Source organism: Chitinophaga fulva, from assembly GCF_012927205.1.
In the GTDB taxonomy this organism is placed as follows: domain Bacteria; phylum Bacteroidota; class Bacteroidia; order Chitinophagales; family Chitinophagaceae; genus Chitinophaga; species Chitinophaga fulva.
Genome location: NZ_JABBGC010000001.1, coordinates 2,878,509 through 2,901,947, shown reverse-complemented (window position 1 = coordinate 2,901,947; position 23,439 = coordinate 2,878,509). Strand labels below are relative to the sequence as shown.

Below are 23,439 nucleotides of genomic sequence, written 5' to 3'. Positions count from 1 at the left end.
ACATTAAGTGTCGTTCATGAACATGCTGTTGATTATGGTAAAATAACTACGGTGCTATTGTTTTCAATCCTGTAATGTATCCCCATGGTGGACAATCCTTTCAGCACCTGGGATAAGTTGAGATCACGCTGTAGTTCTCCGGAAAATGTTTTGTGGAGCGGAGCGCCTTTCTCATATATAATATTCACATCGTACCACCGCGATAATTCCTGCATAACGCTGTGCATACTGGCTTTTTCAAACCGGAATATGCCATTTTTCCATGCCATTGCATGTTCCGTATCTGCACCGGGAACAAAATGGATGGCTCCATTGGTGGTATTCACCTGTGCCTGCTGGCCTGGAGCGAGGCGTAGTTGCTGTTGCCCGGAAGTAACATTTACAGCGCCATCCAGGAGAGTGGTTTGTATCCCTGCTTCTTCTCCATAAGCTTTAATGTTAAACCGGGTACCTAACACCTGAACAGATATATGTTTATCAAGGACCACTCTGAAAGGTTTATGTGCGTCGGGGGCAATTTCGAAATAAGCTTCTCCCGATAATGTCACTTCCCTGGAAGCGGAGCCGAAGCGGGACGGATACCGGAGGGAAGAGGCGGTATTCAGCCATACGGCGGACCCATCTTCCAGGATGAGATGGTACAGCCTTCCGCGGGGAGTGGTCAGCGTATTGAACAGGGTGGTTTCCGGGCGGGCGTTCCCCGCGTTGTACACCAGCTGGCCTTTCTCTGCATGCAGGGTATTGCCGTCCCGGTCTTTTATGGTGCTGTCGCGGAGATGATCGAGCGCTATGGTACTGCCGTCGCCAAGTGTCAGGATAGCGCCTTCTGTGGGCGGTAATACTTCGGATGGTGCGGCCGTTATAGGGCTCTTCACGGGAGTATGGGAAAGCTTGCGCCATAGAAAAGACAGCGTCATGATCACCAGTATAGCTGCAGCGGCACGTGTCCATCCGGGCAGGCGGAAAACACGGGACTTTTTATTCACGGCAGCGACAGGAGCGAGTCCCAGCCTGGGCCTCAGTTCATTGAATAACGCCGTTGTATCGGCATCTTCCGAAATATACTCCTTATGTGTGGCCATAAATTGTTCCATTAGCCAGGTATCCACCTGTGCTGCATTTTCCGGATCCATCAACAGTTGCCGGAGTTGTTTGATATCATCCCCGGTCATTGGCAGATCATATTGGTAACTATGCAGTAATGACTTTAAAGCAGTATTTTCCATATCATGATGCGCATATCAGCAATAAGACGGATGAACCGGGGGAAGGAGAGCATTCGCTTCAAAATTATTTCAGAAAAATGTAGGAAATCAGGTAAAGTCCCATATCATGGCCATGTTCGGCCATATATTTACGGATGGCCTGCAGGGCCCTTACCATGTAATTCTTGGATGTCATGCGGGTAATATTCATTCTTTTCGCTATCTCTTCATGGGTAAGCCCCTCTATCCGGCTCAGGTAGTATACCTGGTAAAGTTGGGGAGGCAACTGTTTAATAGCTGCTTGTACGGTATTTTCCAGTTCCTTGTAGGTGGTGAGCAGATGTGGCGAATACCGGGACTCGTCGAAGTAATCGACCAGGTATTCCTCATTGGCCGGACTGAATACTTTTTTCCGCAGGTGATCGAGAATCAGGTTACGCGAAATGGTGTAGAGGAACGCCTTGAAGTTACGCACTTCGGGCAAGTGTTGCCGCATGTCCCATAAGCGGGCAAATATATCCTGCGAGAGATCTTTGGCCTGGTCCGGCGATTTGGTCAATTTCAGGGAGAACAGGTAGATATCGCGCCAGTAGTGAGTGAAAATAATTTTAAAAGACTCATGGTCGCCACCGGCTACCTGTCCGAGTAAAACATCCTCATTATTTAGTGTATTCCCCAATTTGGAAGTATCTGTCTTTAGCCCCGGCAAATATAAGGAGTTTAGTTTATCCTCCTGATTTTTCCGGCCTGCCTGTCTGATCAACCGCTGCAGCACTGGCATAGGCGCTGAACGTGAATTATAGTAGTTGGCTTTCGTGGTTTTTGCACGAAATACCCTCACCATGACACTCCATTTTGTTAGTATCCCGCCTGCACCAAACAGACATAATGAGAGAAAATTAAACTTAACGCATGTAACAAAGAAGCTTATAATAAACAGAATTCTCTATTTTGCCAGCTCAAAAACCAAACTTCTTGAAGAAAGTCCTTAAAATTGTTTCCTACACGCTATTGATCTTTTGCCTGCTTGTTGGCCTATACCTTTCATCGGCGTATATTCTTTCCCGTATGAGTACGCCAAAAGAACAGGTCGCAGATGCTGATATTCCTATTTACATACTCACTAACGGTGTACATACGGACCTGGTGGTGCCTGTACGCACGGCGCAGATCGATTGGAGTACCCACATTCCTTTTGGTAATACTATTGCCAATGATAGCAGTGCTCAGCTACTGGCTTTCGGCTGGGGAGATAAGGGCTTTTACCTGCAAACACCCAACTGGTCAGATCTTAAATTCAGTACAGCATTCAAGGCAGCTTTCGCCTTAAGTACTGCCGCTATCCATGCTACCTATTATCGCCAATTGCAGGAAAATGAAAGTTGCCGCAAGATCATGATCAATAAATCCCAGTATGGAAGATTAAGCCAATTTATCAGCAATAGCCTTAAACCCGGCACAGATGGCATGCCCATCAGGATAAATACAAATGCCAATTACGGTAATAGCGACGCTTTTTACGAAGCCAGGGGGAGATATAACCTGTTTTATACCTGCAATACCTGGGCTAACGACGGGTTAAAAAGCTGCGGACAAAAGGCCTGCCGCTGGACCATCTTTGACACGGGAATATTTTATCACTACAGGAAATAAACCTGGCATTAAAAGCTACACGCCGACCATTGAGGTGGCCTTTTGTGGTATCACTATTGCCATACGAGTTTCTACTCATAGATGCGTATTTATACTGATTCTTGTAAGAAATCTGTTCTGCAGCTTTTAGTTTTAATTAAAATGTAATTGTTTTGCTACTCGAAATACAACTACGCAACTACGATTGCTTTCGGGAGTTGATACAGGTAACTATGCCATAATAATTATTAATACAGCAATGATCACAGAAGAATTAAAAGCACTTCTGGCTAATAACCCAATGCCAGATACGCTTACTCCTGCGGACAGGCGCAGAGTATACCGCGGCAGTACGGCGGTTGTTAACTTCCTGCTGACCTCAAAGGAAACCAATAATGCCCTCTCCATTTTGGATGGTACTGCCGTGAAAGGCAGCGAACCTCCCAGGCATGTACACGAACATGAAGACGAAACATTTATTATCAAAGAAGGGGAAATGGATTTTTACATTGGCGACCAGGTTATACACGCCAAAGCTGGCGATGTAGTATTTGCCCCCAGGAAAGTGCCACATCATTTTGTGGTAAAAAGTGACTACGTGAAAAACCTGATCGTGATGACACCTGGTGCATTTGATCAATACTTCTGGTACCTGTCTGCTCCATGTGGTACAGAAAAAACATTAACTCCACAGCCTCAGACGCCGGAAGAAATGAAGAAATGGAAAGACCTGGTAAAGCTTTTCGGAGTGGACTTTTTATAGAAGATAGCGCGCTTATAATACTAACAGCGTATTTTTGAAAATTGATTCAAAAATACGCTGCTTTTTTCAGGGCACTATTTATTTTCGCTCCTCACGGACATGCCGGAATGCGTTTAGATATCGCTGCAACTTCGAACTGGTAAAGCCTGTATCCGGATGATGCACCGGTTTATCCACTGTATCCAGCAGGAAAGAGCAATCAGTTCCCAATCTTACCTGGGACGCACCGTGACATCCCTGGCACCCGCCCATCACATAGCCTTTGCCGCCATAAATAACATTCACTTTATTATCCAAAGGGTTATCTATAGAACTGCCTCTGAATTTGGCCAGCGTATCATCCGATTCTATCACATAATTGGCCAGGAAGTAGCTAAAGCTGGTAGAATCATTAGTGGTGGCAGCCTGCACTCCCACCAGCCGGTAATATTGCCATATTGATTTGGGATTTCTCTGCAGTATTAAACTATGCGCCGCAGTAGTTGAGTTCTGCACTACCTGCGGTATTGGGTGATAGCGTGGATAGTTCTTGACGAAAGGGCCTGTAGGATTCCCGTTGCTGTCGAGTCTTATATAGCCCATATCAGTGATATGTCCCCTGCCAGCCAGACTGTTTTGTACATCGACCTGTTCGAATGTAGCAAATACAAAATTCGGGAAGGTGGTGGTTTTATGGATAATGTGTATACCAATCAGTGCATAACGTTCATTAACGGCCCTGAACACACCATTGACGTTCTCGTAGGTAAGCACCGTCCGCATGACATACCTGGTGCTATCTTCATTGGGCTTAAGTCTGCGCCACGCTGTCTTTACTTCAATAGCGCCTTCAGTTGACCGCTGATTACTTCCACAGGGCAGGCAAATTACCCTTCCTATCCCTTTTCCCTGCGCTGAGAAGGTATCGCTTTCGCAGGTAGAAGTGGAACCTTTAAAATAAGCAGAATCCGCTTCGATGCTGTCTTTATTGTTAATATTACCCTGATAGAGCTTTTCTTTGGTGCCAAAGTGTGTCCGGATATAGTTATACTCATCGCGATTCACCTTTGCCTGGTACAACACCTGATATTGTTTATCGTTTGTAACGGACTGCCCAAACACGATACAGGAGCCTATTTCATTGTTTTCATCCAGGTTATTAAATACTGTGGTATCTGCACCTTTAGCCGGCTGCGTCCAATTGTAATAAGTATAGTATGGCACAGTATCGAATTTGTTCATCACATTGGTCGCCGGCCTTAATTCTGTTCTGTGTTTATACGTCTCCCAAACAAACAGCGGTGGATAAGGGTTCTTATCAGTTTCGTACCTCCATTTCGTATCCGCCGTTCCTCTGGTACCTGATTGCTCATAGTCGGATTTCCAATTCAGCGCAAAAAATTCATCCCAGGCAAAAGTGCAAAGGTTTTGTGGCGTTGCCTGACCAGCAACATCGTGAGGCACATCAGATGAAATGGTAATGGGAAATGTTTGATTCACGTCTTTTTCAGTAAAGGCAGGTTTGGATTCCTCCGTTGCTGCCGACTTTCTTCGCATCAACAATATGCTTACAATACCTGCAAACAATATTACCATAATGAAAACATACTTTTTCATGATTATTAATTGAGGGTGAGAAGGATTGTACCTGATTTATTGCAATGGCTCCTGGATGCCTAATCAGCACCAGCAGTCCGTCTTTGCCTGTTGTAATGTGAGAAGTTATAGTGATAATAAAATGTATTGTTTTACATCACATGAAAGAGGTGCACCTGAAGGCACCTGATGGGCAAGAGGTTAATCGGTTATCATGAGGAAATGAATGCACAGTAATAATGAATCCCTATCATTGAGTCTTTTAATATAGATAGCAGTCCTTCCTATTAGCGGAATAATGATTTAAGGTATATAAAAAAAGGGAACTGAAAAAATTATTTTCAGGATAACTGACCGGAAGACCATCAACGGAATACCTTCCGTGCGGGCACTAACCCCATAACTTTCCGGGCAAAAGGGATAATGCTGGTCTGTATAACATACCGGATGATGAATAAACCCTGTTTCAATTTGTTCTTGCTGAACATGGCCAGCATATCGTTGAGTGCATTAGGCCGGTGCATCCATTCTGTATTGAACAAGGTAGCCTGGCCTATTTTGGCGAACCTGGCAAATAGCTGCTTTTCATAGCTGGCAATCGCCTGTTTAGCATCACTAAATACCGGGCTGGTAAGCGCTTCACTAAGGTGCAGCGCATCCAGCATGGCCATATTCACCCCCTCTCCTGCAAAAGGCGGCATCCAGTGGGCAGCATCGCCCAGCAGCGTGATATCAGCGTTAGCCTCCCAGTGCTGGTCCAGGGGCATGCAATATTGTGGCCGCGGAATGAAAATGGTATCCGGACTTTCGAAGAGCTCCCTCCAGGCCGGGCTCCATGCGGAAAATTCTTTTTTGAACCAGGAAAGTACCTGCTGATGATCTTTGAAGTCAATACCGCTTTCCTTAGCCCAGTGTTCATTGGATTTAAAACTGGCGGCAAACCCAAAACTGCCATCGCCCTTTGAACTGACGATCAGTGTCTTTTCTTTGCCATAACCAAACAACTTTCCTCCCTTTAGTAACGCATGGATAACAGGGGCTGTTTTGGCGCCGTCTTTCAGCGATCCTTCCAGCATGGTAATACCTGTCCAGTAAGGTTTGATTCCTGTAACAAAGGGCCTGATTTTGGAATTGGCTCCATCCGCACCGATGATCAGATCTGCAGTAGCAGTATTTCCATTCTGAAAAACCAGTTTCCAGGTGTCCTGTATTCTTTCAATGGATAGAATATGGCTATCCCACACTACAGTATCAGCCTCCAGCGAATTCAAAAGAATTTGCCTTAGTGGTCCCCGGTCAATCTCCGGCCGATGGTTATTATCCCCAAACTTTTCCTTTTTCCCTGTCTGATGTTCGTCAAAATGAATTGTCAGCTGGTCATCCACCACCCGCATCAACCCTGCTGCCGGCCGATAATGTGCTTTAAATTCTTCCATTAATCCGGCTTTGGCCAGTGCTGCCAAACCTGATTCGGTATGCAGGTCCAATGCACCGCCCTGCACCCTGACATCTTTATTGATATCCCGCTCATATACTTTTACATTGGCGCCTTTTAGCTGTAAGAGTCTTGCTAAAGTCAGGCCCCCGGGGCCACCGCCCACGATAGCGATTTTTTTGTCTTGAATCTTCATGACAGCAAAATTATTGCTGCGACATGTCGGATAATAGTATAAATCGGCCGTTTGTATTTTTAGCCAGTTCTTTCGGGGATACTCCGGAAAACCTTTTGACTTCCTTGATAAAATGGGTTTGATCAGCAAAATTCAACTCAGGGAAGAGCCGCCCCTCTTTAATCTGCTGCAGGGATACTTTGAATCGAAAAATATTGCAGTAGGCTTTTAGAGAAATACCGAACTGCTCATTAAAATACCGGTTGATCTGCCTCCTGCTCCAGGCTACACGGTCCGCCAGCTCCTGCACTGTCAGCGAACCATTAGAGGCGTAAATCAGGTCAAATAGTTCTTTCTTACGATTGTCGATGCCAGGTTTGACAAGACCAAGCATTGTCCCGGATATTTTTGTACAAAAAACCTCAAAGTCTTCCAGATCATCAGGCCCGATATTCCAAAACCCATCCGGTAGCCGTTGCCCTTCATTTAACATCGCTGCCATTTTAATATCGAGTAAATATTCGATGGCGAGTAATTTAAAACTAACCGCGAACATAACGATGTGCCCTGGAATGGCCCCCTGCTCAGGACGCGTGTCCAGGCCCCGAAGGGTAGCATGAAAATCCTTATCAGCCGCAACAGAAAAAATAATGTCGAATCGGCCATCCGGCAGTACAATAATTTCCTTCTCTTCTGCCGAATCATTCCGGATCATCCAAAAGCTTTCAACAAAATCGGTAAGGTTTTTAACGGGCTGTATGCTTTTTAGTTCCATGCCGCTTTATGATTACATATATAAAATTACGTTTTTATTTCCGGGAGCAACTTTGGCAGACATTGGCATCCTGAATTCTCCCCATTTTATGGCCTATTATAGCCCCCCAACCCCGGTGAAGTCATTTTGTTTTGTTCTATTTTTTGTTGATCGTATAAATATTTACTATTTTAAACAATAGAAAATCAATATTTTTTGCCTTTAGCGGCCATGGTCAACAGCTGATTTACATGAAACTTATCGAGTGGAACTAGCCAAATCGGTAACGAAGCACATAGAAACATTAAAAATCCTATTTCTTTAGCATAAACTGTAATTATAGACACACCCTGCATCAAGTTCATAACCTACCATCAAGTGAATTTTCGTTGTTAATTAAATGCAATTTCAAAATAACTACCAGTACATAATTCCACTCCATTAAACAAAACCAAAATCAAATCTCAAAAACTATAACTATGGATTTTAAAGATGCAATCAAACAGCTTGGTGACAGAGTGATCAAACTGAAGTCGCAAGTGCTTACTGAAGAAGCCACTAAAAATGCTTTTATCATGCCCTTTATCAAGGAGCTAGGCTATGATGTTTTTAATCCACTTGAAGTCATCCCTGAATTTGTGGCGGATATAGGAATAAAGCAGGGAGAAAAAATTGATTATGCTATCATAAAGGATGGCTCCCCAATTATTCTGATAGAATGCAAATGCCACACAGGCCCACTCAATGTACACAACGCATCTCAACTCTTCAGGTATTTTCATGCAACCAAAGCCAAATTCTCAATTTTGACCAATGGGATAGAATATAGATTTTACACCGATCTTGTTGAACCCAACAGAATGGATGAGAAACCTTTCTTTGTTTTTGACATCTCTGAAATGAAGGATACTCAGATTGAGGAGTTAAAGAAGTTTCACAAGACGAACTTTGATTTCACCAAAATTGTAAATACTGCCAGTGAATTAAAATATACAAATGAGTTAAAACTACTCATTGCCCAGGAGTTGAATAATCCATCACCCGATTTTGTAAAGTATTTTGCAAGGCAAATTTATCCCGGTGTCGTTACCCAAAAGATTCTGGACCAGTTTACCGAGCTTACAAAAAAATCATTCACCCAGTACATCAATGACATTATCACTGACCGGCTCAAATCAGCTTTGAGCAAAGAGGCTGAAAACCAAAAGATGGAGACAACAGCTGTTGAAAATGAGAGCCCCCTGCCAGAAGATGAACCGAAGATATTTACAACTCAGGAAGAAATTGATGGATTCTTAATAGTAAAATCCATTTTGAGACAAATCATCCCAGTAAACCGGATTGTTTATAGGGATGCCCAGTCTTATTTTTCTATTCTTTTGGATGACAATAATCGAAAAACAATCTGCCGGCTTTATTTCAATGGCGCAAAAAAGCAGGTCGGCTTATTTGATAGTAATAAAAAAGAATCCAAAGTAGAAATTCTTAGCCTTGACGATTTATACACCCATTCCAGAGCTTTACTGGATACTGTAAGAACTTATGACAGCAAGAAAATCTCAACAGATTCAGAAATAGAACAAAGCAGCAGTAATTAATCGCTTTCTAATTAATACCTCCGGACAAAAAGGCCTGTAAGTATGACTTACAGGCCTTTTTTCTGTCAAACAGCAACTATCCGGTAAATAGTTGCATAAAAAAACGGGCTCCATTTACGGAGCCCGTTGGCAATTAATACGAGAATATGTTATGAACCGATAAAATCCAGCCTATAATCAGGTTGACGTGGATTATTCGGAAAATCCAGTCCTTCAATCGGATAGGCTACCGGCTCCATTACATCTTCAGCAGCTATTTTATCTTTGCGGACAAATGTCAACTCAAGCGTATCGGGTATCACCCAGTCTTCCTTGCCGTCCGGCAAATCATAAAGACAGAAAGTAGGCCCCCAGTTATTACCATGTATATGCACCAGTTCATAGTTCTCTCTCAACTTCTCGACTATTTTTTTAAATCTCCGGAAGAGATTTTTCACATCATGGAATTCAATGAGAATCTGGTTTACATTACCGAGTAGACCATAGGTGGCATCCTGTTCCCAGATGCGGTACTCTGTACCTTCAATATCCATCTTCAGCAGTACCTGTTTATCAGAGAGACCGAAACGTTCATAGTGATGCTGCATCGTATTGTAGCGGTCAGCAGGAACGGCATCCACCCCTTCATTGACAAAGAAGATTTTTTTCTTTTCCATTGCTCGCCGTTTTATCCAGGCATACCCAATCAGATAGAGATAGGTAAAAAGCCGTTTCCACCGGAACGTGATGAACATCGAGCCCATGTATTTGAAATTCAGCATATATTTTCCAAACATGCTGGGATCAAACATAATTACTTTGGCGCCTGTACGGGCATTAAAATCTACTTCGAATGAGACTTCCCACCCAACGCCGTAGGTAAGCAATACATCTGTTTCTTTCAGGGCAGGGCCATAAACAATATAGCCGCTGTCTTTATTGGGCCCGAGGCGCACTTTGTTTTTGAGCGATAATGGTTTGAGGAATTGCAGACTTTTCATATACTGTCAGATAATTTTATTCAGAACATGATATTAATTGTCAACTATTGAAAGAAGTGGCAGAAAAACCTTTATCGTAGGTAGCTTCAATGATGGCAGTAGCGATCACCCGTTCCCCGCTGTAGGGGTTCCGGCCATGCGAAGTCAGCATGTTATCGAGAAAAACCACGTCGCCCTGCTGATAAGGGAATATCACCTTGTTTTTTTCATATGCCTGCCGCAGGTTCTGATATTGTTCATAGCTGATCGCTGTTCCGTCCCCGAAAAACGTATCGGAGCTGAGATAATCTTCCGGCAGAAAATCGCCTTCGCCCAATCCCAGTTCTTCATACCGGGCATATTTGTTAAAGAATAACGCATGATTGAACCACATCTCTTCTCCCGACACAGGGTGGCTGTAAATAGCTGGTTTAACCCATTCAATGACAGCATCCTCTTCATCCCTGAAAATGCAATTGATTTCATTTTTCCTGCAGATTTCCAGTACCTGTTGCCTGTCACTGGTCTGAAACACCTCCTGCCAGGGCATTCCGATGCCCTCAAAAAGATTCCTGCGATATTTCACGCCAGTCTCCCGGAATTTTTGCAACAATCCGGGGTCTATATCTTTTAGCACACGACGGGAATCGGCCAAAGGTGTTTCGCCTCCTTTTTCAGCCGGAGTGAGACAGCAGAAAACAATTTTTTGTCCCCATACCCGGCTATACGAAGATTCGTTATGCATATTGATAGATCTGTCCTGCGGATAGGTGGTAGACAGATAAATATTTTTAATCGCGGCGGACAGCTCCTTTCGCGGAGAAGAACGAAAAAGGTAAGGCAGTGGGTCCGTGTTAAAACAGCTCATGAATGCTTTAAAATCAGCAGCTGTTTTGAGATTAAATCCTCTGAACAATACACCGCCATGTATTACCAGGTCTGCCTCAAAGGCCCTCCGGTTGGCCTGTATCCATTTTACCAGATCTCCGTCAGGTTCCGCAGACGTAATCACCAGTGGCATCAGCTGCCCGCTATGCAGTGGTTCCTGCCTTGTGGCAGGCACAGCAGGGTTTCCTGCCCTATCCGCAGGATAAGGCAGATCATTTAAAAGAATGTCTTCCATGGACCAGTTTGTGTTTAAATCGTGATGGAAAAGCTATTTGTTTCTGAGACTATCCAGAGGCCGGGTAGAGGCGGCTTTGGCAGACTGGAAGCTGACCGTGAACAAAGTGATAAAGGTGGCAACAATACCAGCCACCGCAAACATCCACCAACTGATACTGATACGATAGGCGAAGTCGTTGAGCCATTTGTTCATTGCCCACCAGGCAATGGGAGAGGCAATCACAAAGGCAATCAATACCAGCCTTATAAAATCTTTTGAGAGCAGGATCATCACGCTGGCGACACTGGCACCCAAAATTTTCCGGATACCGATTTCTTTTCTGCGTTGTTCTGCACTGAAGGCGGACAAGCCGAAAAGCCCCAACGACGAAATGACAATGGCCATGATCGCAAACGTCTGGATAATGCGGGACAAAGTCACTTCAGCTTCATATTGCCTCGCCACCTCACTGTCAAGAAAGGCATAATCGAAGGGAGTATCCGGCAGGTTATTGTGCCAGATCTCTTCAATTTTCCGGAGCGTGGCCAGATAGTTGTTGCTTTTCAGGCTAACGATAAGATGACCGATATCACTGTTTTCCGGATCGTGCATCAATATGAACGGATATATATCGCCATGCAGGGAATTATAATTGAAGTCTTTCATCACCCCCACCACTTCAAATTCCAGCGGCAGCGAATCACTTTGCTGGGAATAGATACGCTGGCCTACAGCTGTGGTGGCGGTCCATCCCATTTTACGGGCCATTGTTTCATTCAGTAATACCGTCAGAGAATCAGATTGCCTGAAGTCCCTCCCAGCCAACAGCCTGATACCTGTGGCCTTCAGATAATTTTCATCAGTGATAATAAACTGCGCATCTTTGGCGGCAGTAGGGTCTCCGCCACGGGTAAAGAAAGGCCAGTCATTGGTAACCTGCTGGCTTGGATAGCTATTGGCGCGGGCCACCGACAACACCTCTGATTGCTGTTGCAGGTCGGACTTGATAGCGGACATCCGGGCACGATTGTTATTGGTGTGAAACGTGAGGACCAGTTTTTGTTTTTTATCGTATCCCAGGTCTTTGTTCTTAATATAATTCAACTGGCTGTAGATGATCACAATTCCGATGATCAGCATGATAGACATCGAAAACTGGAATATGATCAACAACCGCCTCAGCCCGGCAGCTGACATCCGGTTACTGAAATCTCCCCTGATCACTTTGATAGCCTGAAAAGCAGACAGGTAGAAAGCCGGATAACTGCCCGCCAGGAAACCGGTAAATACCAGGATCAACAATAACAACAGCCAGATACGGTAGTTCAATATGATTGTCCAGCTGATAGCCGCCCCTGTAAGCCGGTTAAGATAGGGCATCGCCAGCATCAGCAACGCCAGTGCCAGCAATATACTCAGGAGCGTCATAATGGTGGATTCACTGAGGAACTGCCGGATGAAGTCCTGCTTGACTGCACCCATTACCTTTCGCACACCTACCTCTTTGGCCCGCCGGGAAGCGAAGGCAGTAGAGAGGTTCATAAAATTGATACAGGCGATCAACTGAATGAGAATGGCCACCAGCAGGAGCAGGTATAAAAATGTACGGCTGACCGGCTGTTTCATTTCGTTTTCATATCCGGTGGTAGTATGAATATTGCCCAGCCACTGGAGATGTAATTGTTTTTTCATCCCCAGTTGTTCCAGCCTGTTGCCACCGTATTTTTTTAAGAAGTCTGGTATTTTCGCTTCCAGTGCAGAAACGTTTGTCCCCGGAGCCAATCTCACGTATGTATGCACGAAGTTATGTCCGGCCCAGTCGTTGTCTGTCCGTACATCCCCTCCTATCCCCCCGCTGTTGAGGGTGATAAAGACGTTGCCACGGATATGGGATTGCCCCAGGCTTTCATCTACCACACCGCTGACGCGATAGCTCTGCCGTCCTTCCGCATTCTCTATTTGTATTACCTTCCCTATTGCCGGCTCGCCACGGAATATTTTGTCGGCAACATCTTTCAGTAATACGATCGTATTAGGCTCTTTCAATGCGGACATGGCATTACCACTGATGAAGTGGTAGTTGAAGATATCAAAAAACGTAGAGTCTGCATATACCACATCTTTTACATAGTACGCATTCTCCTGGTAAGCGAGCAGGTATTCTTTGACATCCCTGGTACCTACCAAACGGGTGAACTGCTGCACTTCCGCAAAATCAGCCTTCAATGCCGGCGCCACCGGAGGAGAGGTCGTGCCCAGTTTTACCTGGTCGCCGTCCGGGCCCAGCGTACTGGTAACACGATAGATATTTTCCGCGTGCTGGTGATACCTGTCGTAACTGAACATGCTTTGTATATAGAGGATGATATACAGGCAACATAATGTACCGGCAGACAGCCCAATAATATTGATAAAGCTGAAAGTTTTGTTCCTGGCCAGGTTCCTGAGGGCAAATTTTAGATAGTTCCTAAACATAAACATCGATTAACAACACAAATAAGTTAGCTTATATAACGGTAACGGTTATTGGGTTACACCCCGGATATCTGTAATATTTTCCTGTTGTCCTGTGGAATGACCTGCCGGTGTCTTAGTTGTTGTTCAAGGGCTTCCTTCACTTCTGCCACAGTAATACCGGTCATGCAACGGCTTGAGTAGGGACACGGGCTTCTCCAAATATAATCAATACAGGGGGCACAATGCAATTTTTTATTCAAATTAATATTGTTGGCATGTCCCCATATAATATCAGACGAAGATCCGTACAGTCCGACACCTGGTGTATCGAATGCGCTGCTGGCATGCAGGAAAGAAGACACCACACCGATAAAGCTATGGGCATGTTTCAGGATGCCCATGCCTTGCCGGAAGGTAGTCGCCCCTCTCAGGTCAACAGCGCCTTTCACCTGTTGTTCGGAGGGTAGCCCCAGCTGCAGGAAAGTATGGTCCGGCATGGAGGCTACCAGCTCTTCCCAGTATTCCAGCGGCCACATTTGGTTTTTGGACGTAATAGAGGTGATGTGTATGGCCACCGGTTTTTTGTAGGCTGCGAGCTTTTGTTTCGCCCATTCATCTTCTTCGGCCGTAAGGTACACCTGTACTTTGTTGGTATCCAGTTTCACCCGGAATATTTCTTCCGCTATTATCTCCGTAGCATGTTTACGCAGGAAGAGGCTGGGAAAAATCTGACCATAGTTGGGGATCAGGAAAGGCGCCAGTTTAAAATAGGATAAAAAGTAGGCCTTGATATTAGGCCAAAACTTATTTGACCTGACATCGTCGATATGCGGATTATGGCGATATACCTCCATGTGTGACTTCGATGTGCAATAGATGATGATTTTACAGGAAGGGTCCTGTTTTTTGAGTGCTTCAAAAGATGGCGTGGTCAGCAGCACGTCTCCCAGCCCTCCCCATGAAATAACGCGGATAGTTTTCCTTTTCATAAACAGACATTAATAGATGGCAAACAAAGTTTGATTAGTCATTGAGCGCCCATTCGAGCTCCCGGATAGCGCTTTCCCAGCAGCATTTTTCTTTGTGAAGAAACTTCAGCAGCATAAAATCCCTGTCGGGATGCAGTTTGCTGAATTCTTGTGTAAGCTTTTCTTCGATCAGCTGTGCATCTTCTTTGATAGCGCTGATCCTTTCCAGAATTTCCTGTTTTGTTTTCATAAAAGATGTTTGTGATAAGGGAGATCATATGCCAGGCTATTGCTGGATTTCTCTCAGTGCGTCTGTAATGTTGCTGATAATATGGTGACCGGCAGGCAGATCGAAGTAGCCGGAGCGGATATTTTCCTGCATCATGGCGGTAAACCATTGCATATCCATTTTAGGGAAGTAGATACCGTACTTTGCCAGCAGGTCTATAGACTTTTTGCTATCGTAGATGATTTGCCGGGGTGTTTGCAGCGACCGCTGCATCCAGATGTTCATCAGCTCCACTTCTTTTCGGTTACCGGCGGGGCCTTCATAGCTGGCCAGCTTCCTGTTGAAAGCGGCGGCATCAACAATGGCTATCCGGTATCCCATCTGTCGTAGCAGCTGTACGATAGCTGTCATGGAAAAACACTGCGGATTTTCAAGGTGCATACAGGGGCCATCGGGAGCAATCTTATCAAGGCTAAAAGCAACAATAGCCTGTGCAATGATATCCACATGGGAAAAAGAGACCTCTTCCCGGTAATTATCGGGTGCCTGCTGAAGCAGCAGGATTCCTTTCAATACCTGAAAGATGCGGTTTTCTCTATTGTTTTGCTGGAACCTGCCAGAGCGGGAGTCGGCTGCAATATGGCTTACCCTGTATATACAAACCTGCCCGCCTCCTGCCATGTATTCACGGATTAATTTTTCCGCCTCGAACTTGGTCCTTTCGTAGTTGGAAATAAAAGTCTGTCCGTAGTCGAAGTCATCTTCCCCGAAGCGCTTTTTTCCACCTGTCGCAGGCATACCACTGACCGCCAGTGTGGACACAAAGTGAATCTTTTTCTGTTTGCCGGTAGCAGCCAGTGTAATCACCTGACGGGTACCGCATATATTTGTTTTAGTAAGGCGGTTATATTCCCGCAACAGGTTCACGTCGGCGCCGGCATGCAGAATTACGTCCGCCTCTTCGGACAACATGCGATAGTCTTGTTCTGAAAGGCCGAAATGATGTTCTGACAGATCTCCGGGCAATACACCCACCCGCTGGTCCCAGTTGCGGGGCACGTGCCCAAAGTAATACTCATAGGCATTTTTCAATCGCCCTGCTGCCGGCAACTGTTCTGAATCCCTTACCAGGCAATAGATACGGCCCGTGCCTTGTTCCAGCAATTGCTCCAGCAGGTAGACACCCAAAAAACCGGTAGCACCTGTCAGGAAAACACATTTTTTTTCCGGCGGCAATATTGCTGGTGAGAGGTTGTACAATGGCTGTCCTACGGAAGGTATATTACTCTTCATAAAGGGCAGTGTTGTATCACGGAATACATACTGTTGTTTCTTCAACGCGCTTTTAAGCCTGTCAAAAAAATTAGCTGCTATCGCCCGTGCCATGTCGGCAGGGCAGTAATGCGGTTGATATTGGATATCTGCCACCAGCCGCGTTCCGATAAACCGGGCCGTTAGCGCTATCCGGTATTCCTGCTGGGCAAGGACACTACGGGGAGAACCGGGGTTAAAGTCGGCCGGCACCAGGGTCAGGGCCTGGTTACTAAACGATTCCGGGAAATGTCCCAGGTAGTTAAGCCTCACATCCGGCGCTTTTTCCCTGCCTTTCTTCCCGGCTATCGCCCAGAAAAGATTATAGTTATTGGCTATTGCTGCGTTTTCCCGGACCATTTCCGCGCAGTAGTGGACAGACAGTCTGGAGCGTTTCACCGTAACGGGCCAGGTGGTAGCCCACCATGCTACAGACCGGCTCAGGTCCGGGAGGTCGTCATGCCGCGGCCTGCCGTGGTATTCTGTATCGATGGTCAATATCGGTACAGCATATGTATCGAGCAATGCACCGGTAAATGCATACAGCAAAAGTCCTGTAAGTCCGGAGGCATCACCCTGCTGATCGAAGTGCATGAGCGCAGCGGATATATCTTCCGGCAACGACACATACAGCACTTCCACCAAAGGCTGGTCCGTATGCCCGATGTGGTGTACCGGCAATCTGTAGACAGGCAGCGAAGGAATTGCGCCAGGCACCGGGAACTTGTCCGTCTTCTTATCGGCTGCCTGGCTAAAAAAGCGTTCCAGCGCATCTTCCGCCGGCATGACCGGCCGGCTTCCGGTCAGCAGCTGTTCATAACAATCCAGCAATTCATTGAGGATAATATGCCAGGATACTACATCTACCAATAGGTGATGGGCAAGAAAATAAATATAGTCTTTCCCGTTATCATCGATAAACAAGTGAACAACAAACAGCCTGTTTCCGGCAGCCACTTCTTCTGTTAAGAGCGCAGCCACCTCCTGTACCTGTAATACGACCGGCCTTTCGGGGTCCAGTACGGTGGTGCGCAGGTGCACGTGGCCCTGCGGGCTTTCCAGGCCACCGTAACGCGCTTTGAGTCCGTAAAAGGAGCTGGTCAACTGTGGATGCCCTTCTGTCAGGCATTTCAGTGCTATGGATAGTTCACGGACGGCAACTTTTCCGGTAGCCTGCAATAATATTCCCTGGCAATAACTTTTGACGTCGAGGTGTTTCTGTTCCAATAAGCCGGCCTGTGACACTGTCAGCGGGAACGTTGTTTTCACCGGCATCACCGGAGTACTGCCTGGTAACTCCTTTACCGGCTCCAGCTCCAGGAACTTTCCATATTCCGGATTCCCGATAATATCGGATATACTTATTTTAAAGCCTGAGCGTTGCAGCCGGCCTATCAGCTGTATCGCCAGCAGGGAATCGCCGCCTGCTTCGAAGAAGTTTTCGTCAGGAGATGTTGCATTACGTCCCAGTATTTTAGACCAGGTCTGACCCACCAGCTCCTTCCAGGGTATTTCCCCCACCTGCTCCGGCGTTGTTATTGTGCTTTTATTTTCTTTCTTAAAAGAGGCCTTTAATTTGGGGAAATCGACCTTTCCGTTGGCATTGTAAGGCGCCGTTGTATAGAAGTTAAAAACGGCTGGTATTTTGTATTTCGGCAACCGCTCCTGCAGCCATCGTTTCAGGGTGGCCGATGTGAGCCGGGCATGGTCATGTAGCTGAACATATGCTTCCACAACAGGATGTCCGGGGTGTGTGGAGATATCTGCAATAACATTGGCTACTTCCGGCCGGGCATAGATGGCCAGTTCAATCTCCCCCAGTTCCACCCGATGTCCCATAATTTTCACCTGGCGGTCTTTCCTGTATAGGAATTCAAAGCTGCCATCATCCAGTTGTTTGCAGATATCACCCGTTTTGTAACAACGGATTTTTTCTCCTGCTATTTCCCGGACGTGGAACCTCTTTTCATTTTCAGCTTCATTATTGAGATATCCGGCGCTGACGCCAGGGCCTCCGATATAAAGTTCGCCGGTATCATCCTGTTTATTTTCCAGGAAACAAATTCCGCTGCCCAATGGCATGCCAAGGGGTACCGATCCCGTACCTGCAATGCGGGAGGCATCTGCGGGGACAGGAAATGCGAGGGCGCCAATGGTTGTCTCCGTAGGTCCGTAATGGTTATATAGCCGCTGACATATGGCCGTTCCCATGATAATGCCTACCATGTCCCAGCTGAGCTTTTCACCTCCCAGGACCAGGTGGCTGACTGGTTTTTCATAATGCTGCTGATGATTGATCAGCGACAATAAATGAGAGGGGGTTATTTTCAGCACGGAGACGCCTTCCGTTTCAATAATATGTCTGAACACAGCAGGATCTGTTGCTTCGGTCTTGTTCATGAGGCGTAGTGTGCCTCCTGCCATCAGGGCAACCAGCAGATTAGTCAGGCCCAGGTCTGCCGCGAAGGTAGAAACATGTGCAGCCACTACATATTCCGGGCGGCCCAGCAGCTCATAGATAGCTTCAGCATAATGCAGGACATTGCTATGGCGTATCTGTACAGCTTTGGGTTTACCCGTAGTGCCGCTGGTAAGCAGGATGTAGCAGGTATCAGGCACCGTTGGCACAGCGGACATTTCCGGTTGCGTTCCTGAGGGCATATGGTTACAGCAGGCGGCGAGGTCCAGCAGCGGTATGTTGCCCCAGGGCTCCGGGGCAGGATACCGGCTCAGATCAAGCAGAACGGCCGCTGCCTGTACCTCCATCATCTTGGTAATATTGACACCTGTTCCGTCTTCTTCATCCAACATCACCGGTATGGCGCCACACAGCAAAATCCCCCAGAAGCCAACAATGCTCTCCACATCTTTTCTGCTGACACAGGCAACCCTGTCCCCAACAGATATGCCATGCTTCCTGAGCCTGATTGCCAGGTCCTGCGCATACAGCCATGTTTGCTGATAGGTCAGCGAACGCGCGGCATCCCGGACAGCTATCGTGTCCGGCCATTTGATACAGGTGCTGGTGAAGAGGGAAACTAAATTTAAATGAGGTACTGACATCTCTTTTCACAATAGTTAACATAATTAAAACCATCCCGACGTGACACAGCTGCATTGTCAGGGATATGCCTGACGTGTTGGTCTTACCGAGACGATATCAAGGTTCACATTTCCCGGCAGGCTGACCAGGAAGCCGATGATTGCAGCAATATCATGCGGCTGGAGAATAGGGCCTATTTCCTGGCTATACCGCTCAAACCATTCCGCATCATAACCAGCGGTCTGTTGAAAAGATGTGGCGATCATCCCTGGTTCCAGCAACGTAACGCGGATACCCAGCGGCCCCAGCTCGCGCTGCATAGCGGTGGTAAGCCCTCTTGCAGCAAATTTGGTAGCGCCATATACAGAGTTAAAGGGTGACACGTTCCTGCCTATATTGGAGCCCAGCACGATAATGTCCAGCGGTTGCCCGACAGGGTTTCTGCCGGATGACAGCTGTTCTTTCATCATTTGGCCGGCTCCCTTCAGCTGATACAATAGTCCGCTGAAGTTGGTATCTATCAGGCTGCCCCACTCCCCTTCGTCCGCATTCAGAACAGTGCCAGGCAGTCCTCTTCCGGCACTGGCGACGAAAATATCAGGCAGTGCACCATATGCCTCCAAACATTTGTCCCTGCACTGTTCCATCAACGTTTTGTCCGCCACATCTCCGGGCACGCATACAGCAGTACCGGGAACAACGTTGTTAATATCCTGGCATAAGGCCTCTAATTTAGCAGCGTTCCTTGCATTCAGCAGCAATTTCACGCCCTTTCGGCTCAGGTCCTGTGCAACAGCCCGGCCCACGCCGGAACTGGCACCCGTTATGATAGCGATGCGATCATTCATTGACATTTCATTTAAAACTTTAAGGAATCCAAGACCTCACCTGACAGCAGGCATTTCTACCGTTTCAGGACACAGCTTGCCATAATCCATTCTGAACAACCTGTCTGCACAGTAGTAATATTTGTCATCGTGCGTAATAGCAATGATAGTATAACCTATCCCTTTCAATACGGGGATGATCTCGGTATAGAATTTTTTTCTGAAGTACGGGTCCTGGTCCGCCGCCCATTCATCCATTACCAGGATAGGCTTATTTTCCATCAGGGCAACAATCAATGCCAGGCGCTTTCGTTGCCCGGTAGAAAGGTCCGTTGTGGAAAGCCGCCTTCCCTTCAGCGTTACTTTCCCTTCCAGTTCAAACAGTGATAAATAGTACTCCCATTGCTGCTGATCAAAATCCGCTACGCCATACAGTTCATTGAACAGATAAAAATCACTGAATACCACCGAAAAAAGGCCGCGGTAGGCTGTATGATAACCATCTGTCACCTGTACACCGTTCAGCATTATTTCCCCTGCCACATGCTGATATAACCCCAGTAATGTGTTCAGGAAAGTAGACTTTCCGCTACCATTACTGCCGTAGATAAAAATGACTTCTCCCCTGGACACCTCCAGATCAACCGGCCCCAGTGCGAAAAAGCGATCTTTATCCCCATATTGAAATTCCAGGTTGCGGACAACAATAGACTGGAAATCTTCTTTTCTGAAACCAACCACCTCTTCGGGGTCCTGCTGTTGCACACTTTCCAATTCCTGCTTCAGTGTGGTGAGATGTTTTGCCGCTACGCCAGCACGGGCAATCCCCGGCAGCAGCACCATGATCGTTTCGAGAGACCCTAACAGGTAAAACAGGGTAAACACAAAACTTACCGTATTACCCGCACTGATATGCAGTATCAGGCTAAAGAAAAGCAATACCGCAGCAATCAGAATATAGAAAAGTACCTGACCGGTCATCTGGTTGTTGATAAAACCGGAGAAAGCTTTCATATTACTATCGTAAGACTCCTGTGCGACAGGGATTACGTTCTGGTGATATATTTCATTGCCTTTTACCGGTTCCACAAAAATCTCCTTGAAACCATACAGTACTGCATTAACACTTTCCTCAAACCTGTTCTCCAGCTCCCGGGACCGGTTGAAGTGCCGGACATTCCTCCTGGCGCTCAGGTAATACACTGTGACACCGACCGCTGCCACCACCAGCGTGATCAGGAACAGGAGCAGGGAAATGGAAGACAGGTATACAAAACAGGACAATGCCAATATGGAAGAAGAAAAGAATCCGATAATATTGAGGGAAGCATCTGTCAATACCTGCACATCTCCCAGGATAGCAGTATGTATCTCCGGCTTACGCCGGATGATCTGGTGATAGCCAGCCTTCAGCGCCAGCGTAAATATCTCTTTGCGCAGGCTCCAGAACACTGACTGCGCCAGGTTGATAATCGCCAGCGAAAGCGCTCTCCTGATCCATATGTACAATAAGATGACGGCCGCAAATATGGCAATATAACCTGCACGGGACTCCTCAAAGTCGCCTGCAATCAAACGGGAAATAACCTTGGTGATAAAGTTGATAAATAAAAAATTAAACAACCCGGAAAGTATTCCCCAGACGATGTATTTAACAAGTCGTAACCTTCCAATAACCGGTAATATTATTTCAAGTAACTTTTTCATGCATCTACTTAAAAAATCCTGAATTAATGAGCGTATTATCCATTCACCTCTTCCGTCACTGCTGCCGGGCTTTTGGCATACAATATTTCCTTTTCTCCATACAAACGTTCCGCAATAACGCCCCTGTTCCGGCATTCCTCCACCAGCATATTGGACTGAACAATAGGATTAGACGCAGCCGTATACCTCACGGTACTGATAAATTCCAGCCACGGCTCCATGCCCATGGCATAGACATATACTTCTTTCGGACGGAAAGTGTCGACGAGATGTATCCCTTTCCCAAAGTCTGAACCGGCCAAACGCCTGGACTGGTCTTTATCACGGGCTAGTTCTTCCGGCATCAGCGGGCCATATAGCCAGGAAAGCGGGGCACCGTCGCACTCCATGCCGAGGAAAATCACATCAATGTCTCCGGTAAGGCGGTGTACATGTTGATACAACCTGGATTCCAGTACCCTGGAATCTGCGGCAAACAGAAATGAGTAATCGTTTATCTCAACATGGTAGCAGGTTTTGGCCTGTATGTTCAGATCGCTGTGTTCACCGGTAAAAGGAATACCGGTAATTACGCAATCGCCTAAACGGACCGTTTCCATGTCATCAAGCTCTATCACCTGGTGAAAGCCGGCGGCATTAAACACCAGCTTCAGGTTAGGGTCCTGCAGTGCGCCGGTAGTCGTTCTGGGAACAACAATATTTTTAATACGGTGCCGCAGGGAGAGCAGGGTTTCAAACAAAATATGGTCCTGGTGATTGTGAGTTATCAGTACATAATCAATTGTGTCAGGAATATCTACATCAGAAAAATGGGATACGCTGGACTCATATCCATAATAGCTGATGAGTGGGTCCACCAGTATACTCACACCTTGTGTTTCTATCAGGATACAGGCATGTCCGAAATAACGCATCCTTACCGCCGGCCCTTCATAGGGTCGATAGGGTGGATGTTCTTCCTTTGTAAAGAAGGTATCAAACAGTTTTCTGTCAGCAGCTGTCACACCCAATAATGCCGCCACCTCATCAATCGGTCCCGGAATTCTTTTCATCCGGCTCAGGGCATCTATACCCGGATGATCAAAAGGAATATCCAGGTGTAATACGCCAGGCGCATCGATCCGTGGTGTACTCAGGCAAAAAGGCCGCTCGTCATTTTCGGTCACCCAAAGTGCCAGGCTTTGCGACCGCTGATCGTAAAATTCGCTTTTATACAATAATGGTTCAAAGAAACGAAAAGAAGGCTTGTTATTGAGATCATAGGTCAGCTCCACATATCCTTTCAATATTTCCGGTACTTTTTCATACAGACTTTCCAGTGAATGACCTTTCGCCTCTTTTTCCAGCATACTGTTCAGCTCGCGGATAGCTTCCGCCAGCCGGAGCAATGGCGCCTGTTCCTTTATGGTGTTTTCCTTTAACGCCTTGATTTCTTCTACTTTGGATTCTTTGTAATCCATGAACGGGCCTCCGAGCATTTTGGGATTCAATACAGCCGCAGCATGTATTTGCGGCGCCTGGATGTATGAGTTCATAATCTTCAGATGCCTTCCCTGCACATTCATGGCAGCTGTAGCAGGGGAAATCAAATGAGACCATGCATACCATCTTCCTATCAGTGGTTCAAATACAACATTGGGCCTGAGATAATACAGATCTGTATTCATAACAAACAAATTAATAGTGACGATTTTGA

Annotated in this window: 17 protein-coding genes; 3 read left to right on the top strand and 14 right to left on the bottom strand. The window is 46.4% G+C overall.

From position 1 onward, the window contains the following. Positions 1-32: 32 nt before the first annotated feature. Together HHL17_RS11800 and HHL17_RS11795 are read right to left on the bottom strand one after the other, a co-directional pair. On the bottom strand, positions 33-1,226 hold the full coding sequence (locus tag HHL17_RS11800) for a FecR family protein (RefSeq protein ID WP_169224918.1): 1,194 nt from the start codon (positions 1,224-1,226) through the stop codon (positions 33-35). Positions 1,227-1,290: 64 nt separating this feature from the next. Continuing rightward, the gene (locus HHL17_RS11795) at positions 1,291-2,049 is read right to left on the bottom strand and encodes an RNA polymerase sigma factor (RefSeq protein WP_169224917.1); all 759 of its coding nucleotides are present in this window, start codon (positions 2,047-2,049) and stop codon (positions 1,291-1,293) included. Between the two features lie 107 nt (positions 2,050-2,156). Here HHL17_RS11795 and HHL17_RS11790 point away from each other — a divergent pair, with 107 nt between their 5' ends. After that, entirely contained in the window at positions 2,157-2,858 is a 702-nt protein-coding gene (locus HHL17_RS11790) for a TIGR02117 family protein (RefSeq protein WP_206155966.1), read from the top strand. A 238-nt stretch (positions 2,859-3,096) separates the two neighbouring features. Next, positions 3,097-3,600 (top strand): cupin domain-containing protein, encoded by a 504-nt coding sequence (locus HHL17_RS11785; protein ID WP_206155965.1) that lies wholly within the window; start codon positions 3,097-3,099, stop codon positions 3,598-3,600. 78 nt (positions 3,601-3,678) lie between these two features. On the opposite strand, the gene HHL17_RS11780 is transcribed toward HHL17_RS11785, so the two are convergent. The 3 genes from HHL17_RS11780 to HHL17_RS11770 all read right to left on the bottom strand — a co-directional run bounded on the left by HHL17_RS11780 (position 3,679) and on the right by HHL17_RS11770 (position 7,560). Beyond that, positions 3,679-5,196, bottom strand: coding sequence for a hypothetical protein (locus HHL17_RS11780; protein ID WP_169224915.1), 1,518 nt, complete (start codon positions 5,194-5,196; stop codon positions 3,679-3,681). A 344-nt stretch (positions 5,197-5,540) separates the two neighbouring features. Then, positions 5,541-6,806 carry an FAD-dependent oxidoreductase gene (locus tag HHL17_RS11775; RefSeq protein WP_169224914.1) on the bottom strand — a complete coding sequence of 422 codons (1,266 nt, stop codon included), beginning with the start codon at positions 6,804-6,806 and terminating at the stop codon, positions 5,541-5,543. 10 nt (positions 6,807-6,816) lie between these two features. Then, positions 6,817-7,560, bottom strand: coding sequence for a helix-turn-helix domain-containing protein (locus HHL17_RS11770; protein WP_169224913.1), 744 nt, complete (start codon positions 7,558-7,560; stop codon positions 6,817-6,819). A gap of 458 nt (positions 7,561-8,018) precedes the next feature. Between HHL17_RS11770 and HHL17_RS11765 the strand changes: the two genes are divergently transcribed. Next, positions 8,019-9,137 (top strand): type I restriction endonuclease, encoded by a 1,119-nt coding sequence (locus HHL17_RS11765; RefSeq protein ID WP_169224912.1) that lies wholly within the window; start codon positions 8,019-8,021, stop codon positions 9,135-9,137. Positions 9,138-9,286: 149 nt separating this feature from the next. Here the strand turns inward: HHL17_RS11765 and HHL17_RS11760 are convergent, their stop codons facing one another. From HHL17_RS11760 to HHL17_RS11720, 9 genes are read right to left on the bottom strand one after another with little or no spacing between them, the layout of a single operon-like run. Next, positions 9,287-10,117, bottom strand: a complete 831-nt coding sequence (locus HHL17_RS11760) for a class I SAM-dependent methyltransferase (protein ID WP_169224911.1) — start codon at positions 10,115-10,117, stop codon at positions 9,287-9,289. Between the two features lie 40 nt (positions 10,118-10,157). After that, positions 10,158-11,219, bottom strand: a complete 1,062-nt coding sequence (locus HHL17_RS11755; RefSeq protein ID WP_169224910.1) for a TauD/TfdA family dioxygenase — start codon at positions 11,217-11,219, stop codon at positions 10,158-10,160. Between the two features lie 33 nt (positions 11,220-11,252). Next, positions 11,253-13,676, bottom strand: a complete 2,424-nt coding sequence (locus HHL17_RS11750; RefSeq protein ID WP_169224909.1) for an ABC transporter permease — start codon at positions 13,674-13,676, stop codon at positions 11,253-11,255. Between the two features lie 56 nt (positions 13,677-13,732). Continuing rightward, positions 13,733-14,647 (bottom strand): glycosyltransferase family 9 protein, encoded by a 915-nt coding sequence (locus HHL17_RS11745; protein WP_169224908.1) that lies wholly within the window; start codon positions 14,645-14,647, stop codon positions 13,733-13,735. Positions 14,648-14,681: 34 nt separating this feature from the next. Beyond that, entirely contained in the window at positions 14,682-14,876 is a 195-nt protein-coding gene (locus tag HHL17_RS11740) for a hypothetical protein (protein WP_169224907.1), read from the bottom strand. Positions 14,877-14,912: 36 nt separating this feature from the next. After that, positions 14,913-19,229: a thioester reductase domain-containing protein gene (locus HHL17_RS11735; RefSeq protein ID WP_169224906.1), complete on the bottom strand. Its 4,317-nt coding sequence runs from the start codon at positions 19,227-19,229 to the stop codon at positions 14,913-14,915. Between the two features lie 57 nt (positions 19,230-19,286). After that, positions 19,287-20,057 carry an SDR family NAD(P)-dependent oxidoreductase gene (locus HHL17_RS11730; RefSeq protein ID WP_169224905.1) on the bottom strand — a complete coding sequence of 257 codons (771 nt, stop codon included), beginning with the start codon at positions 20,055-20,057 and terminating at the stop codon, positions 19,287-19,289. Positions 20,058-20,093: 36 nt separating this feature from the next. Continuing rightward, positions 20,094-21,743: a cyclic peptide export ABC transporter gene (locus HHL17_RS11725; RefSeq protein ID WP_169224904.1), complete on the bottom strand. Its 1,650-nt coding sequence runs from the start codon at positions 21,741-21,743 to the stop codon at positions 20,094-20,096. 35 nt (positions 21,744-21,778) lie between these two features. Then, positions 21,779-23,410 (bottom strand): MBL fold metallo-hydrolase, encoded by a 1,632-nt coding sequence (locus tag HHL17_RS11720; protein WP_169224903.1) that lies wholly within the window; start codon positions 23,408-23,410, stop codon positions 21,779-21,781. Positions 23,411-23,439: the final 29 nt, after the last annotated feature.